At 58.5% G+C, this 14,096-nt stretch carries 15 protein-coding genes; 6 read left to right on the plus strand and 9 right to left on the minus strand.

Going from position 1 to position 14,096, the window contains the following annotated elements:
- Nucleotides 1-235 precede the first annotated feature (235 nt).
- Both ACR0CR_RS18945 and ACR0CR_RS18950 read left to right on the plus strand, forming a co-directional pair.
- Nucleotides 236-1,921, plus strand: a complete 1,686-nt coding sequence (locus ACR0CR_RS18945; protein WP_480602204.1) for an adenylate/guanylate cyclase domain-containing protein — start codon at nt 236-238, stop codon at nt 1,919-1,921.
- Between the two features lie 199 nt (nt 1,922-2,120).
- A complete protein-coding gene (locus ACR0CR_RS18950; protein ID WP_480602206.1) occupies nt 2,121-3,839 on the plus strand; it encodes a bifunctional sulfate adenylyltransferase/adenylylsulfate kinase in 1,719 nt (572 codons plus the stop codon).
- A 58-nt stretch (nt 3,840-3,897) separates the two neighbouring features.
- Here the strand turns inward: ACR0CR_RS18950 and ACR0CR_RS18955 are convergent, their stop codons facing one another.
- The 3 genes from ACR0CR_RS18955 to ACR0CR_RS18965 form a co-directional block, all read right to left on the minus strand.
- Complete coding sequence (locus ACR0CR_RS18955) at nt 3,898-4,776, minus strand: PhzF family phenazine biosynthesis protein (protein WP_480602209.1); 879 nt, start codon at nt 4,774-4,776, stop codon at nt 3,898-3,900.
- Between the two features lie 89 nt (nt 4,777-4,865).
- The gene (locus tag ACR0CR_RS18960; protein ID WP_170655930.1) at nt 4,866-5,090 is read right to left on the minus strand and encodes a DUF1150 family protein; all 225 of its coding nucleotides are present in this window, start codon (nt 5,088-5,090) and stop codon (nt 4,866-4,868) included.
- Nucleotides 5,091-5,095: 5 nt separating this feature from the next.
- A complete protein-coding gene (locus ACR0CR_RS18965; protein WP_010441788.1) occupies nt 5,096-5,509 on the minus strand; it encodes an Hsp20 family protein in 414 nt (137 codons plus the stop codon).
- A 164-nt stretch (nt 5,510-5,673) separates the two neighbouring features.
- Here ACR0CR_RS18965 and ACR0CR_RS18970 point away from each other — a divergent pair, with 164 nt between their 5' ends.
- The 4 genes from ACR0CR_RS18970 to ACR0CR_RS18985 all read left to right on the plus strand — a co-directional run bounded on the left by ACR0CR_RS18970 (nt 5,674) and on the right by ACR0CR_RS18985 (nt 8,272).
- The gene (locus ACR0CR_RS18970) at nt 5,674-5,898 is read left to right on the plus strand and encodes a YdcH family protein (protein ID WP_170478426.1); all 225 of its coding nucleotides are present in this window, start codon (nt 5,674-5,676) and stop codon (nt 5,896-5,898) included.
- Nucleotides 5,899-5,964: 66 nt separating this feature from the next.
- A complete protein-coding gene (gene purE / locus ACR0CR_RS18975) occupies nt 5,965-6,450 on the plus strand; it encodes a 5-(carboxyamino)imidazole ribonucleotide mutase (RefSeq protein ID WP_480602211.1) in 486 nt (161 codons plus the stop codon).
- Nucleotides 6,447-7,208: an NAD(P)-binding domain-containing protein gene (locus ACR0CR_RS18980; RefSeq protein ID WP_480602213.1), complete on the plus strand. Its 762-nt coding sequence runs from the start codon at nt 6,447-6,449 to the stop codon at nt 7,206-7,208. Before purE ends, ACR0CR_RS18980 begins: the two co-directional genes overlap by 4 nt.
- A complete protein-coding gene (locus tag ACR0CR_RS18985) occupies nt 7,205-8,272 on the plus strand; it encodes a 5-(carboxyamino)imidazole ribonucleotide synthase (protein WP_480602216.1) in 1,068 nt (355 codons plus the stop codon). The genes ACR0CR_RS18980 and ACR0CR_RS18985 overlap by 4 nt, the downstream gene beginning before the upstream one ends.
- A 60-nt stretch (nt 8,273-8,332) precedes the next feature.
- Here the strand turns inward: ACR0CR_RS18985 and ACR0CR_RS18990 are convergent, their stop codons facing one another.
- From ACR0CR_RS18990 to ACR0CR_RS19015, 6 genes are all read right to left on the minus strand, one after another.
- On the minus strand, nt 8,333-9,484 hold the full coding sequence (locus ACR0CR_RS18990; RefSeq protein ID WP_480602218.1) for an alpha-D-ribose 1-methylphosphonate 5-triphosphate diphosphatase: 1,152 nt from the start codon (nt 9,482-9,484) through the stop codon (nt 8,333-8,335).
- Entirely contained in the window at nt 9,481-10,254 is a 774-nt protein-coding gene (locus tag ACR0CR_RS18995; RefSeq protein WP_480602220.1) for an alpha/beta fold hydrolase, read from the minus strand. Before ACR0CR_RS18995 ends, ACR0CR_RS18990 begins: the two co-directional genes overlap by 4 nt.
- Nucleotides 10,255-10,292: 38 nt before the next feature.
- A complete protein-coding gene (locus ACR0CR_RS19000) occupies nt 10,293-11,135 on the minus strand; it encodes a DMT family transporter (protein ID WP_480602222.1) in 843 nt (280 codons plus the stop codon).
- Nucleotides 11,136-11,251: 116 nt separating this feature from the next.
- Nucleotides 11,252-12,895 carry a chaperonin GroEL gene (gene groL, locus ACR0CR_RS19005; protein ID WP_480602225.1) on the minus strand — a complete coding sequence of 548 codons (1,644 nt, stop codon included), beginning with the start codon at nt 12,893-12,895 and terminating at the stop codon, nt 11,252-11,254.
- A gap of 54 nt (nt 12,896-12,949) precedes the next feature.
- Complete coding sequence (gene groES, locus ACR0CR_RS19010) at nt 12,950-13,237, minus strand: co-chaperone GroES (RefSeq protein WP_039523824.1); 288 nt, start codon at nt 13,235-13,237, stop codon at nt 12,950-12,952.
- Nucleotides 13,238-13,390: 153 nt separating this feature from the next.
- Complete coding sequence (locus ACR0CR_RS19015) at nt 13,391-14,065, minus strand: DUF2161 domain-containing phosphodiesterase (protein ID WP_480602228.1); 675 nt, start codon at nt 14,063-14,065, stop codon at nt 13,391-13,393.
- Nucleotides 14,066-14,096 lie beyond the last annotated feature (31 nt).

Here is a 14,096-nt window from a genome sequence, read left to right on the forward strand (position 1 = left end):
CGCCCGCGCGCCCGTCTGACAAAAAAGATCAAACATGCTCACCGCTCGGCGCTCAGACCGTCAAACACCACAAAACCAAAGCACAAAAAAACAACAACCAAACGCAGCCGCCGATTGAGTTCGCACCCGACGCTTGAAAGTTCACAGTTGTCGAAAAGGTGACGTGACCCGCCTTGACCGAATACAACCAGCGTATCAGGATCGGCCAAGGCGAAGCGAATGGCAGGTGGTCTTTTTGAACAACGCTCTGTGGCGTGGCGGATGGGTCAGCCGACTCAGGATCGCAAGCGGCCTCGTGCTGTTCGTTTTTGCGTTCTTTCACTTCATCAATATCGGACTTGGCCTGTTTCACACCGATCTTCTGCACGGGATGCAGGACGGGCGCCATGTCATCACCAGGCATGATCTTGGCAGCGCGCTTTTGTATCTGGCCCTATTCGTGCATTCCGGGCTGGCGCTGGTGTCCATCGCTCAGCGCCGCACATTGCGCATGCCATTCAGCGTCGCGTTGCAGGTTGTTCTGGGTCTGCTCATCCCACTGCAGCTTATCGCGCATATCGTCCACACCCGCTTTGCGCATGAGGTTTTCGACGTCAACGATGAGATGGGGTACATCATCGTATTGATGTGGCCCAGCTCGGCCATCTGGATGCAAAGCCTGTTGCTGCTATTGGTCTGGGTTCACGGCTGCATTGGCCTGCATATGTGGCTCAGACTGACCAATTGGTGGCAACAATCGGTGCCTTATCTGATCGGGGGCGCAGTATTTGTTCCGGCATTTGCGCTGACTGGCGTTTTGACCGAGGGGCGGCGCATTTGGGAAGATTTTGCCGACCCCGACCTGCGCGAGCAATATATCGAACACTATAACTGGCCCTCGCCCGAAGAATTTCAGACACTGTTCTCGGTCAAGGACTACACGCTAATGGGTTTTTGGGCCGCGCTGGCGCTGACGGCGGCGATTTATGTGGGTCGCAAACTATGGCGGCGACGGCATTCGGTTCGAGTGAATTATGTGAACGGGCCGGAAATCGTTTCGGAAAAGGGTTTGACCCTGCTGGAGATGTCGAATGCCAATGGCATCCCTCACACCGCCCTGTGTGGCGGAAAAGGGCGGTGCACCACATGCCGGGTCATTGTGGAAGAGGGCGCGGATCACCTGCACCCACCAAGCGAGATTGAGGCGCGCAGTCTGACAGCCGTTGGAGCGCCGCAAGGCACGCGCTTGGCCTGTCAGATGCGTCCTACTGACCCGGTTACGGTTTATCGCGTGTTCAGGCCTGACGGCGTACGGGGACGCGCGCATGCCAGCCAAGGCGAAGAACGTAAGCTTGCGGTTCTGTTTTTGGACATGCGCGGGTTCACCGCCCGTACCGCCGGTCAATTGCCCTATGACATCGTGTTCCTGCTGAATCGATTTTTCGATGCGATTGTCCCGGCCATCCTCGACCATGGCGGTGTCGTCGACAAATACATGGGCGACGGGTTACTGGCGATGTTCGAGACAAAGGACGAGGCCAGCTCAGCCCGCGAAGGGCTTGCCGCCGCGGCCGCGATCAGCCAGGCACTGGACCTATTCAACAAGAAACTGGCAGCCGAAGGCAGCCCGGCCATCCGGATCGGTATGGGTCTGCATCTGGGTGATCTGGTGTTGGGAGAGATTGGGGCCGTAAAACATGCCCCGCGCACAATCATCGGCGATGCGGTCAATGTCGCCAGCCGCCTGGAGGCCGAGACCAAAGCTCTGAATGTTGAATTGTTGGTCTCCGAAGACCTGCTGCGGGCCGCAGGTGTGACAAAGGGGCTGGACGACCTGCGCGATTTCAACTTGCGCGGCGTTTCCGAAGCCGTCTCGGCGTTGCCGGTCCGGCGCGCCACATCCTTGGCCCATCGATTCCCACAAGAGGAAGAGATCGCTTAAGCAGGGGCAATTGCCCCGAAAACCGGGATATTGGTTTCCAATTGGAACAAAACCTGAAATTTTCTTCCATTTTACCCGAAAACACCGCATACGGTCCTTTGTTTGTAACCGCCTATGGACTTCTGACATTTACCGGGGCAAATGCCCTGCAAACACCCGATATTCACTATCAAAACGACACTGTGACACGAGTATTCTGATGACGATGCTAGCCAATCTGGCCCCAATCCCCGAATTGTATGTTTCCTACGACTCTGCCCAGAAGCTGAAGGTCGAAGCCGCCGACCTGACCAGCTGGGATCTCAGCCCGCGCCAGATCTGCGATCTGGAATTGCTGATGAACGGCGGATTCAACCCTCTCAAAGGTTTCTTGTCCGAAGCCGACTACGACAACGTTGTTGAAAACATGCGTCTGGCCGATGGCACCCTGTGGCCGATGCCAATCACACTGGACGTCAGCGAAGATTTTGCGGACAGCATCGAACTGGGTCAGGACATCGCCCTGCGCGACCAGGAAGGCGTCATTCTGGGCACTATGACCGTGACCGACCGCTGGACCCCGGACAAATCCCGCGAGGCCGAGAAGGTGTTCGGTGCAGATGACGATGCCCACCCTGCCGTGAACTATCTGCATAACGTTGCGGGCAAGGTCTATCTGGGGGGCCCCGTGGTCGGTATCCAGCAGCCCGTTCATTATGATTTCCGCGCTCGCCGCGACACCCCGAACGAGCTGCGCGCCTATTTCCGCAAACTGGGCTGGCGTCGTATCGTCGCGTTCCAAACCCGCAACCCGCTGCACCGCGCGCATCAGGAACTGACGTTCCGCGCCGCGAAAGAGGCGCAGGCCAACCTGCTGATCCACCCGGTTGTCGGCATGACCAAACCGGGCGACGTGGACCACTTTACGCGCGTGCGCTGCTATGAGGCGGTCCTGGACAAGTATCCGGCATCCACCACCTCAATGTCGCTACTGAATCTGGCGATGCGAATGGCTGGCCCGCGCGAGGCGGTCTGGCACGGATTGATCCGCGCCAACCACGGCTGCACCCACTTCATCGTTGGTCGTGACCACGCGGGTCCCGGCAAGAACTCGGCGGGCGAAGATTTCTATGGCCCCTATGACGCACAGGACTTGTTCCGCCAGTATCAGGACGAAATCGGCGTCGAGATGGTAGACTTCAAGCACATGGTCTATGTGCAGGAACGCGCCCAGTACGAGCCCAATGACGAGATCGCGGACAAGGACAATGTTACGATCCTGAATATCTCGGGCACCGAGCTGCGGCGTCGTCTGGCCGAAGGTCTGGAAATCCCCGAGTGGTTCAGCTTCCCCGAAGTTGTGGCCGAGCTGCGTAAGACCAAACCGCCACGCAGCCAGCAGGGCTTTACCGTATTCTTCACCGGTTTTTCGGGCTCGGGTAAATCCACCATCGCCAACGCGCTTATGGTCAAGCTGATGGAGATGGGTGGCCGCCCTGTGACACTGTTGGATGGTGACATCGTGCGGAAAAACCTGTCCTCGGAACTGGGCTTTTCGAAAGAGCACCGCGACCTCAACATCCGCCGCATCGGTTATGTGGCCAGTGAGATCACCAAGAACGGCGGCATCGCCATCTGCGCCCCGATTGCGCCTTATGCCACGACGCGCCGCGCCGTTCGCGAAGAGATCGAACAGTTCGGTGCCTTCTGCGAAGTCCACGTCGCAACCAGCATCGAGGAATGCGAACGCCGCGACCGCAAGGGCCTCTATAAGCTGGCACGTGAGGGCAAGATCAAGGAATTCACCGGCATCTCGGACCCCTACGACGTGCCTGCGAACCCCGAACTGAGCGTTGAGACCGAGAATGTCGAGGTCGATAACTGCGCCCATCAGGTTCTGCTGAAGCTGGAAAGCATGGGTCTGATTGCAGCGACCTGATCTTCGGTGAAACCGAACAAAGGCCCTCGTGACTCCGGGGGCCTTTTTTGATGGCAGGTCAGCCCGGCAAGTCGACTTGACCGCGCATCAGAACATAGCCACGCCCGGCGACCTTGATACCGGTCATCGCGTCTGGCGGACCAACCCGCGTGACCGTCGCCTGACCGGGGCGGCCCATATCATGGCCTTGTTCTGCGACGAATGTATCCTTAGGCATAAGACCATATTTCCACAAATAGGCCGCCATTGCGCCGGTCGCGGATCCCGTAAACGGATCTTCTGGCGGGCTGGGCGGGGCCAGAAGAAGGCGCGAGAATGTATCGCCCGCATTCGTTGCCCCCTGCAGGGTCACAAGGAACGGCTCGGCCATGTCAGAGCCCGAGAACCCGGCCTGTTTCGCAACCTCTCGCAAAGGCCCATCCTGCAGTTTAGCAGCCCGCAGCGCCGCGTGATCGTGCAAAACGGTGATGCAGAATGGCAGTCCTGTGGAAACGAATTGCGGAGGCGAAATTATGGCGTCTTCGGGAAGGCTGATGGCAGAGGCAACAAGATCGGCTGGCACCAGACTACCAAATTGGGGCGCGATTTGCGTCATCTCAATCTCGTCGCCGTTCAGCTTGATCGATACGATCCCGGCCCCGGTTTCCAGTGTCAGCGAATCCCCTTCGAACAGCCCACGAGACCGCATCGCGGCGACCGTGGCGATTGTCGGATGTCCGGCAAAGGGAATCTCTCGGCTCGCCAAGTAGTAACGGACAAGAAAGTCAGCTTTGTCCGATGGTCCGGTAAAAGTGCATTCGACCAGTGAGGTTTCGCGCACGTAAGCCAGGCAGGTGGCTTGCGAAAGATCGGCCCCGCCATGAACCACAGCGCAGCCGTTGCCCCCAAATGCACGGTCGCTGAACGCGTCTACCCAGTCAAATTCGAACCAACTCATGCCTTGTGCCTTTCGTCATGCGAACCGTTTCAGGTCCGCAAATCTCAACCGGCGGGTCACAGAAGTCACGAGGAAAAACAGGGGCCGCGTCAGTGCACGGCCACCGGCGAGAAATCATGCTCGCGCGCAAGAACAAAAGCCAGTTTCCGGTCGGCGACCAGCGCCAATTGTTGACCATCGGAATCGTGGACCGCGTAAAGCTGATCCAGATCGCCCGCCTGTTCGCGCAGTTCCAAAGGCAGATCAGCAACTTCGACCGTTTTGACATAAACGATCCGGTCGCCCTCGGCGTTGATTTCAATCGGTGTATTCATTGCTCTTACCCCTTCTTGATATTGATCGTTTGCACCACGGTTTCGGGCACGGCGCGGGTCAGATCCACATGCAGCAAACCGTTTTCCATGATCGCCTCGCCCACTTCGACCCCGTCGGCCAGCACGAACATGCGCTGGAACTGACGCGCCGCGATGCCGCGATGCAGGAAAATGCGACCTTCGCTGTCGTCACGTTGACGGCCCCGGATCACCAGTTGGCGGTCCTCGATAGTAATCGACAGATCCTCTTCCGCAAACCCGGCCACCGCCAGGGTGATGCGATAGGAAAAATCCGAGGTCTGTTCGATATTATAGGGCGGATACCCTTCATTTCCGGCCTTTGCAGACCGTTCCAAAAGGCGTTCCAACTGCTCGAACCCCAAAAGATGCGGGTATGAGCCCAAGGTAAGTTTAGACACGTATGTTCGTCCTTTTTGCCAAAGCGACGTGTGGGGCGGCCCCGTTCTGGCAACCGCGTACGATAGAATATGGGAATATGCGGCAGAGTCCACAAGGTCTGGCGGGATAAACCCTGACACACTATCTTGTGTGATAAGCACCACAAAAAGGCACTGAGTCGCTCATGAACGCGCCCACCGACATTTCTATGAAAACGGATGAAGTTTTGCGGGTCGAGTTGGAGGTTTTTCGCCGCCAGCACCGTGATCTGGACGAAGCGATTGAGGCGTTGCAGGCCAAGGGCACATCAGATCAACTGACGATCAAGCGGTTGAAAAAGCAAAAATTGCGCCTCAAGGACATTATCCGCCTGATCGAAGACCGCCTGACACCGGATATCATCGCCTAACACATTGCCACGAAGTCGGATTTGGCTATAGTGCGCGCTCTTTCGACATGCAGGGGCGCAAAGCGGATGAGCGACGTGAAAGTGGGGATCATCATGGGTAGCCAGTCGGACTGGCCCACGATGAAGGAAGCCGCAGACATTCTGGAAGATCTGGGCGTTGCTTACGAAAAGCGCATTGTTTCCGCACATCGCACCCCCGACCGCCTGTGGGACTACGGCAAAACTGCTGTGTCGCGCGGCTTGCAGGTCATCATCGCTGGTGCCGGAGGTGCTGCGCATTTGCCAGGCATGATGGCCTCGAAAACACGCGTTCCGGTGATTGGCGTTCCCGTGCAGACGCGCGCGCTCTCAGGCGTCGATTCGCTTTATTCCATTGTGCAGATGCCCAAAGGGTTTCCAGTTGCGACAATGGCGATTGGATCGGCTGGCGGCGCAAATGCGGGCCTGATGGCGGCCGGCATTCTGGCTCTGCAGGACGACGCGCTGGCCGAACGGCTGGACGCATGGCGCGCGGCGCTGTCCGCTTCGATCCCGGAAGAGCCAGAAGGATGAGCCGGATCGGGTTTATCGGAACTGGCCATATCGCGGCTCCGATGGTCCGGTTTCTGGCTGGCAAAGGCCATTCGATAAGCGTTACCGAACGCAACGCTGAGGTGTCTAAAGCACTGCAAGCTGAGTTGGGCGTGAACGTCACAACTCCACAAGGCGTGATCGACGCATCCGAGATTGTCGTTCTGTGTCTGCGGCCCCAGTTGGCATCGGATATTCTGAACCCACTGACGTTCCGCGCAGATCAACAGATAATCTCGGTGATGGCCGCCGTCCCGGCGGACCAATTGGTGCAACTCTGTGCGCCCGCTTCGGATTTCGTGCAAACGATCCCTCTGGGGTTTCTCGCGCAAGGCGGGTGTCCGCTGGCCGCATTTGGCAACACCACGATGTTGGCCGAGCTTTTTGAGCCAGAAAACCCAGTCGTAAAAGTCACTGACGAGGCCGCATTGAACGCGCATTTCGCGATCTGCGCGATGGTTCCGGGCATGTTGGACCTTATGACCACAGGCGCAGGTTGGCTGGCAAAGCAGACCGGCGATGCGGATGCTGCCGAGTATTACACGACCCAGTTGCTATCGGGATTCCTATCCACGATGGAGACAGGCGCGGCGGGCAAATTGGCAGCCGCGCGCGACGCGCTGGCCACAGACGGTACGCTGAGCCTGCAAATGACAGATGGTCTACGTTCCGGCCATGCGCATGACGCACTGCGCAAGGTGCTGACAGAAATTGGAAAACGGTTGGAGACAAGCACATGACCGAGAGACTGGCCCCCGGTGCAGTGGTTGGAATTCTGGGCGGTGGCCAGTTGGGCCGGATGCTGTCCATGGCGGCGGCCCGATTGGGGTTTGTGACACACATCTTTGAACCCGGCGCGAACCCGCCTGCAGGTCAGGTGGCCGATCGGGTGACCACAGCGGCCTATGACGATGCAGATGCCCTCAGGGCCTTTGCTGAATCCGTCGATGTCATCACGTACGAGTTCGAGAACATTCCGACCGAGGCACTGGACCTTCTGGAATCGCAGCGCCCAATCCGTCCGGGTCGCGAGGCGTTGCGTGTCAGTCAGGATCGGTTGACCGAAAAGAATTTTCTGCAAGGGCTCGGCCTGCAAACGGCACCCTTCGCCGACATCACCGATCTGGGCAGCCTGAACGCGGCGATCGACGAAATCGGAACACCCGCGATCCTGAAGACCCGCCGTTTTGGTTATGACGGCAAGGGGCAAGCCCGGCTGCGTGGGCCGGACGATGCCGAAGCCGCGCTGGCCGACATGGCAGGTGCGCCCGCCATCCTTGAGGGGTTTGTGGAGTTCAGTCACGAGGTCTCGATCATTGCCGCACGGGGGCTGGACGGACAGGTTGCCTGTTTCGATCCCGGTGAGAATGTCCACCGCGACGGTATTCTGCATACAACCACAGTTCCTGCCCGTTTGCGCCCGGCGCAACGCACCGATGCTGTATTGTTGGCAGCCAATATCCTGAATGCGCTGGAATACGTCGGTGTGATGGGCGTGGAACTGTTTGTTACCCCACAGGGCCTGATCGTGAACGAGATAGCACCGCGCGTTCATAACTCGGGCCATTGGACGCAGAATGGCTGTGCGGTGGACCAGTTCGAACAACACATCCGTGCGGTAACCGGGTGGCCTCTGGGAGACGGGCAACGACATTCCGACGTGGTGATGGAGAACCTGATCGGCGATGATATGGACCGCGTACCGGACTTGGCGGCGGAGCGCGATGTGGCGCTGCATCTCTATGGCAAGGCCGAGGTGAAGCCGGGCCGCAAGATGGGGCATTTCAACCGCGTTGCACGCTGAAATATCGCGCTGGTGCGCGATGCCTCCGGCGGGGATATTTTTAGCCAGATGAAGGGCGGATCAGGTGACGAACCGGGCCGCGATGTCTCCGGCCATGTAGCTGACTCGTCCTGCTGAAAAGGTTGCCGCGACGCGGTGAGTTTGCCGATCTAGTATGACCAGGTCGGCGCGTTTACCCGGAGCCAAGTTTCCTCGGTCTTCCAAACCAAGAACTTTTGCAGGTCCGGACGAGATCAGGTCCCACGCCCCAGCAAAATCCATCAGGCCGGATTTGGCCAGCATTAGGGCTGCACGTCGCGGGCTGGGGTAGTGGTAGTCCGAGGCCAACGCATCGCACAGCCCCATTGTGATCAGGTCCAGAGCGCTGACATTGCCCTTGTGCGAGCCGCCGCGCACTACATTGGGTGAGCCCAGGATGATGTGATCTCCGGCAGCGCGCGCGGCTTCGGCGGCGTCCAGCGTTTCCGGGAATTCTGAAATCCGCGCGCCGCGCGCGCGCCACTCGGATCGCGTTTTTGCGGTCGCGTCGTCATGGCTTCCCATGCGGATGCCCTGCCCGGCCAGAGTGTCGCAAAGCGCATCCAAAGCATTAGACACCTCGCTGCCTCGGTTGTGCATCGACAGCAGCATTTCAAAGTGCGTCTCGGGGTTGCGCCCGGCTTTGAGCGCCTGCCCCGTCAGGCGTGGAGGCTTGCGTCCTTGGGCCAGGCGATCATGCGGCAAGTGGTCGTTAAAGACGACGTAAGGCACCTGCCAATCCGTGATGCGGTCCGGCAAGTCCGCGTAGTCGTCTAGCATATGCGTCTCGAACCTGAGCTGTGGCATCAGGTCGGTGACCACACGATCTTTGACCGACGCGATTGCGTCAAACACCTGCCCGGCGAATTCGGGACCGCGCACGCCGCCCTCCCAACTGTGGAACTGGGCGAGTACGGCTGTGGTGATGCCGTTGGCGGCCAATTCGGCCTCGACCGACAGGATACCTTCTTCCATCTGCTTCATCGCCCCACGACGCGGCGCAATGTGGCGTTCGAAACCGTCGCCATGCAGGTCAATGATACCCGGCAGCACAAGGAAGCCAGAAAGGTCGATCCGCCGCCCGTCAGGATCGGCCTGAATGACGCCATCGGCCAGGGGGATGTCGGCACACGTCAGGCCATCTTCCGGCAGCAGCACCTCTGCGCCGGTCAGTGTCAGGTTCAGCGCAGTCATCGCGATGGCTCCGACTCGGGTTCCGAACAATCCTGACCAATGCAGATCTCATCGATGATATCCATCACACCGTCCACCCATGTGATCCGTGGGTCAAACTGCCCAAACTCGATGAAATGCAACGCCTGCGCCATCACTTGCGGGTTGTTCATCATGAAAGTGTGGGTCACGGGAAGAACGATATGGTCCTTCATCCCTTCAACCTTGGTGGTCTTGACCGAGACCTTGCCGTCATCTTTCCCGTCGATCATCGAGGAAAACAGAGGGTTAAGTGAATGCTCGCCAGCGATCACGCCCAATTCAAAGTCCACCGGCGGTAATTGGCGCGGAATGCCCTCGGGTCCTGTTCCCAACTCCAGCCCTGCGGGCCCGTTCAACATGCCGAACACTTCGTAGGCGCTTAGTTCATCTACCAGTTGGCTGCCCTGGTTTGGCGGCCCAAGCATGACCACACGGCCCAGGTTTTCGGGATGGTTGTCCTGCAGCCAATAGCGCAGCAGAATACCCCCCATGGAGTGCGAAACGACGTTTACGATGTCTCCGTCACATCCCGCGAATGCTTCTGGTAGTGTTCCATTGGCCAGATCAGGAATTGGCAGGTCGGTCGAAGGATAGCCGGGCCTGACGACCGTGTAGCCGTGGGCTTTGAACAGCTGCTCCATCACGGTGAATGACGCCTCGGTCCGCGCGAGCCCATGCAAAAGCACGACGCATTTCGCCTGCGCCATGGCGGGCACAAGGAACAGAATGAGGGCGAGCAGATATCTCATAGCCGCCAGATAAGGGCAAAGCCGCGGTGATGAAACCCCTAGCGCCGTTTCAGGCGTAACACCGCGAGTGCAATTCCACCCAGAACCAAAATTGCGCCGAGGATCAGGCGCAGGCTGGCAGTTTCGCCCAACAAAACGACGCCAGCGACGATGGCAATGATCGGTACGCTCAATTGAACGACGGCCGCTGTGGTTGGTGCCAGTTGAGGCAGAACACGGTACCAGAGCGCATAGCCCATCCCCGAGGTGACCCCGCCGGAAAGAACGGCCAACAGGTATCCCATGGCAGACATGTGCCAGTCTCCGCCGACAGCCAGCAACGCAAGGGCCGTGATCGGCAGCGCCACGACGAAGTTTGCGGCTGTTCCAGCCAACGCATCCGGCTCGGATCGACCGACCAGAGAATAGATGGCCCAACCGATCCCAGCCGCCGTCATCAGAGCGGCACCCACCGGGTTCACTTGCACGTCGCCGGACGGCCAAAGTACCCATGCCAGCCCGCCCAATGCGATCGCCGCCCCGGCGACCTGTCGTGCAGTCGGCGTGGTTCCAGTAACAGAAGTCACCGCAAACATAGTGATTTGCACGACACCAAACAGGATCAGTGCGCCAAGACCCGCATCCAGCGTCAGATAGGCAATCGAAAACCCGATCATGTAGAGCGACAGTGACCCCGCCCCTGCCACGCGACGCCGGTTTCTCAGAGGCAGTGCCCCTGCCCTGAACCACACCAGAAGCGACAACACCACAGCGCCCGCAAGAACGCGAACTACGGCGAAACCAGCCGGATCGCTTACCCCGCTGTCGATGGCCAAGCGGTTCAGAATTGAATTCGCCGCAAAGGCGCACATGGTCAGAGCGGTCAGCAGGAACAGTTTCATATCAACCGCATAACGGCTTCGCTGCGGTTTGCACACTCACATTCTTGCGCACGGGCTGAAATGAAAAGGGCCGCCCGAAGGCGACCCTTTCCCTAAGCTCAAAAGGCTTAAGCAGCTTACATCATGCCGCCCATGCCGCCCATGTCGGGCATGCCGCCACCCGCAGGTGCGCCTTCTTTGGCAGGCTTGTCGGCAACCATCGCTTCGGTCGTGACCAACAGACCAGCAACCGAGGCCGCATCTTCCAGAGCGGTACGGACAACTTTGGCCGGATCGATCACGCCGAACGAGAACATGTCGCCATATTCTTCGGTCTGTGCGTTAAAGCCGAATGCTGCGTCGGAAGATTCACGGACTTTGCCCGCAACAACCGCACCATCAACGCCTGCGTTCTCAGCAATTTGACGCAGAGGCGATTCAATCGCCTTGCGAACGATGTTGATACCGGCGTTCTGGTCAGCGTTTGCACCTTCCAGCGAGTCCAGTGCTTTACCGGCCTGAACCAGAGCAACACCACCGCCCACAACAACGCCTTCCTGAACAGCAGCGCGGGTCGCGTTCAGAGCATCGTCCACACGGTCCTTACGCTCTTTCACTTCGACTTCGGTCATGCCGCCGACGCGGATAACGGCAACACCGCCTGCCAGTTTGGCAACGCGCTCTTGCAGCTTCTCACGGTCGTAGTCGCTGGTGGTTTCTTCGATCTGAGTGCGGATCTGGGCAACACGTGCTTCGATCTCGGCTTTCTCGCCTGCACCGTCAACGATGGTGGTTTCGTCTTTGGTGATCTCGATCTTCTTGGCGGTGCCCAGCATGTCCATGGTCACGGACTCGAGCTTCATGCCCAGATCTTCCGAGATGACCTGACCGCCGGTCAGGATCGCGATGTCCTGCAGCATGGCTTTGCGGCGATCGCCGAAGCCCGGTGCTTTGACAGCAGCAATTTTCAGGCCGCCGCGCAGTTTGTTGACAACCAGAGTCGCCAGCGCTTCGCCTTCAACATCCTCAGCAATGATCAGCAGCGGTTTCTGCGACTGGATCACTTGTTCCAGCAGCGGAACCATCGGCTGCAGCGAGGACAGTTTCTTTTCGTGCAGCAGGATCATGCAGTCGTCCAGATCTGCAATCATCTTGTCTGCGTTGGTGACGAAGTAAGGCGACAGGTAGCCACGGTCGAACTGCATACCTTCGACAACATCGGTCTCGGTTTCCAGACCTTTGTTTTCTTCGACGGTGATAACGCCTTCGTTGCCAACTTTCTGCATCGCATCTGCGATCTGCTGGCCGATTTCGGCTTCGCCGTTGGCCGAGATGGTGCCAACCTGAGCAACTTCTGCCGAGTCTTTGACTTCGCGCGACGCGTCTTTGATGCCCTCAACGATCTTGGCAGTTGCCAGATCGATGCCGCGCTTCAGGTCCATCGGGTTCAGGCCAGCTGCAACTTGCTTCAGACCTTCTTTGACGATGGACTGCGCCAGAACGGTTGCGGTGGTGGTGCCGTCACCGGCTTCGTCATTGGTGCGGCTGGCGACTTCTTTCACCATCTGCGCGCCCATGTTTTCGAACTTGTCTTCCAGTTCGATTTCCTTGGCAACCGAAACACCGTCTTTGGTGATGCGCGGCGCGCCGAAGGATTTGTCCAGAACCACGTTGCGGCCTTTGGGGCCCAGGGTCACTTTAACAGCATCAGCCAGGATGTTCACACCTGCCAGCATGCGGTTACGGGCATCGGTGTCGAACTTGACGTCCTTTGCAGCCATGTCGTTTCTCCTTGAGAAAATGTATTGGAATGAAGATCAGAGTGAAGCGTGCGCTTACTCGATGATCCCCATGATGTCGCTTTCTTTCATCATCAGCAGCTCTTCGCCGTTGACCTGAACCTCGGTGCCCGACCATTTGCCGAACAGGATCTTGTCACCAGCTTTGACCGCCATTGCGATCAGTTCGCCGCTGTCCTTGCGTGCGCCTTCGCCGGTTGCGACGACTTCGCCTTCGCTGGGCTTTTCTTTTGCACTGTCAGGAATGATCAGGCCGCCTGCGGTTTTCTCTTCGCTTTCGGTACGGCGAACCAGCACACGGTCATGAAGCGGTTTCAATGCCATCTTTGCAGCTCCTTGGGCTCAAAGTTTGTTAATCCTCCCCTCGCCTATCGGCGGGGCGTTAGCACTCATGCTTGCCGAGTGATAACGACGCATAGCTAGGGGGTGAGATGTAGCGAGTCAACAAGCTGTGATGGATTTTTTTGACAATCCGGCCTAACCGGGCTGCTCCCAACTGTAGGCCCAGTGTTTCAATCCCTCCGTGCCTGCATCGGAAAGAGTGTAAATTCCCTTCTCCACCTTGTCGAACCATCCGTAATGGTTCTCGCGCATCAAACGCGTGGCTGTGGAAACGCCGGTCGCCTTCGCGACATCTGACCCCTTCGCGGCGCCGGTTTCGGCAAGATGCGCTGCGCATTTCAAGGCATCCTGACGGTAAGCGGTGACAATCCCATGCCGCGTGGCACCGCCCGCATTTGGGTCACCTTCAAGGCGGTCGAATTCGCGCAACAATCGTGCGACCTTAGCCTTGTTCTTGCGAGGCGCGTATGGGCCGGGATCGCATTGAATCTCGACCGCTCCGTCAGCACGCACGGTGATCAGACCAAGGCCCAGCCTGCGGCACAGGGCCAGATTATCCTTAAGCGCCCTTTTGGCCGAGCGACCCTTGGGCTTGCAGACACCGATGTACACCTGATCCGTGACCTTCAGCCGGGTGACCGCCTGATGAAACAGCGCCAGCGAAAACCGCAGTTTAAGTTCGACAATCACAGGCTCTTCGTCGCCCCGAACGGCGACGATATCGGCTGCGCCGACCTCGCCTTTCACGGTATAGCCCTGACGCTCTAGCAACGTCTTTATGGGCGGATAAAGGTCCTGCTCTCGCTCCATTCGACCATGCTAGGCAATTCAGCAAGAAATG

It is taken from the genome of Ruegeria sp. AM2 (assembly GCF_056540685.1).

Bases quoted from the DNA above. Each gene is read 5' to 3' on its own strand.
- ACR0CR_RS18950 (WP_480602206.1), top strand. From the start codon at position 2,121: ATGACGATGCTAGCCAATCTGGCCCCAATCCCCGAATTGTATGTTTCC.
- ACR0CR_RS18955 (WP_480602209.1), bottom strand. From the start codon at position 4,776: ATGAGTTGGTTCGAATTTGACTGGGTAGACGCGTTCAGCGACCGTGCA.
- ACR0CR_RS18960 (WP_170655930.1), bottom strand. From the start codon at position 5,090: ATGAATACACCGATTGAAATCAACGCCGAGGGCGACCGGATCGTTTAT.
- ACR0CR_RS18970 (WP_170478426.1), top strand. From the start codon at position 5,674: ATGAACGCGCCCACCGACATTTCTATGAAAACGGATGAAGTTTTGCGG.
- purE (WP_480602211.1), top strand. From the start codon at position 5,965: ATGAGCGACGTGAAAGTGGGGATCATCATGGGTAGCCAGTCGGACTGG.
- ACR0CR_RS18980 (WP_480602213.1), top strand. From the start codon at position 6,447: ATGAGCCGGATCGGGTTTATCGGAACTGGCCATATCGCGGCTCCGATG.
- ACR0CR_RS18985 (WP_480602216.1), top strand. From the start codon at position 7,205: ATGACCGAGAGACTGGCCCCCGGTGCAGTGGTTGGAATTCTGGGCGGT.
- ACR0CR_RS18990 (WP_480602218.1), bottom strand. From the start codon at position 9,484: ATGACTGCGCTGAACCTGACACTGACCGGCGCAGAGGTGCTGCTGCCG.
- ACR0CR_RS18995 (WP_480602220.1), bottom strand. From the start codon at position 10,254: ATGAGATATCTGCTCGCCCTCATTCTGTTCCTTGTGCCCGCCATGGCG.
- ACR0CR_RS19000 (WP_480602222.1), bottom strand. From the start codon at position 11,135: ATGAAACTGTTCCTGCTGACCGCTCTGACCATGTGCGCCTTTGCGGCG.
- groL (WP_480602225.1), bottom strand. From the start codon at position 12,895: ATGGCTGCAAAGGACGTCAAGTTCGACACCGATGCCCGTAACCGCATG.
- groES (WP_039523824.1), bottom strand. From the start codon at position 13,237: ATGGCATTGAAACCGCTTCATGACCGTGTGCTGGTTCGCCGTACCGAA.
- ACR0CR_RS19015 (WP_480602228.1), bottom strand. From the start codon at position 14,065: ATGGAGCGAGAGCAGGACCTTTATCCGCCCATAAAGACGTTGCTAGAG.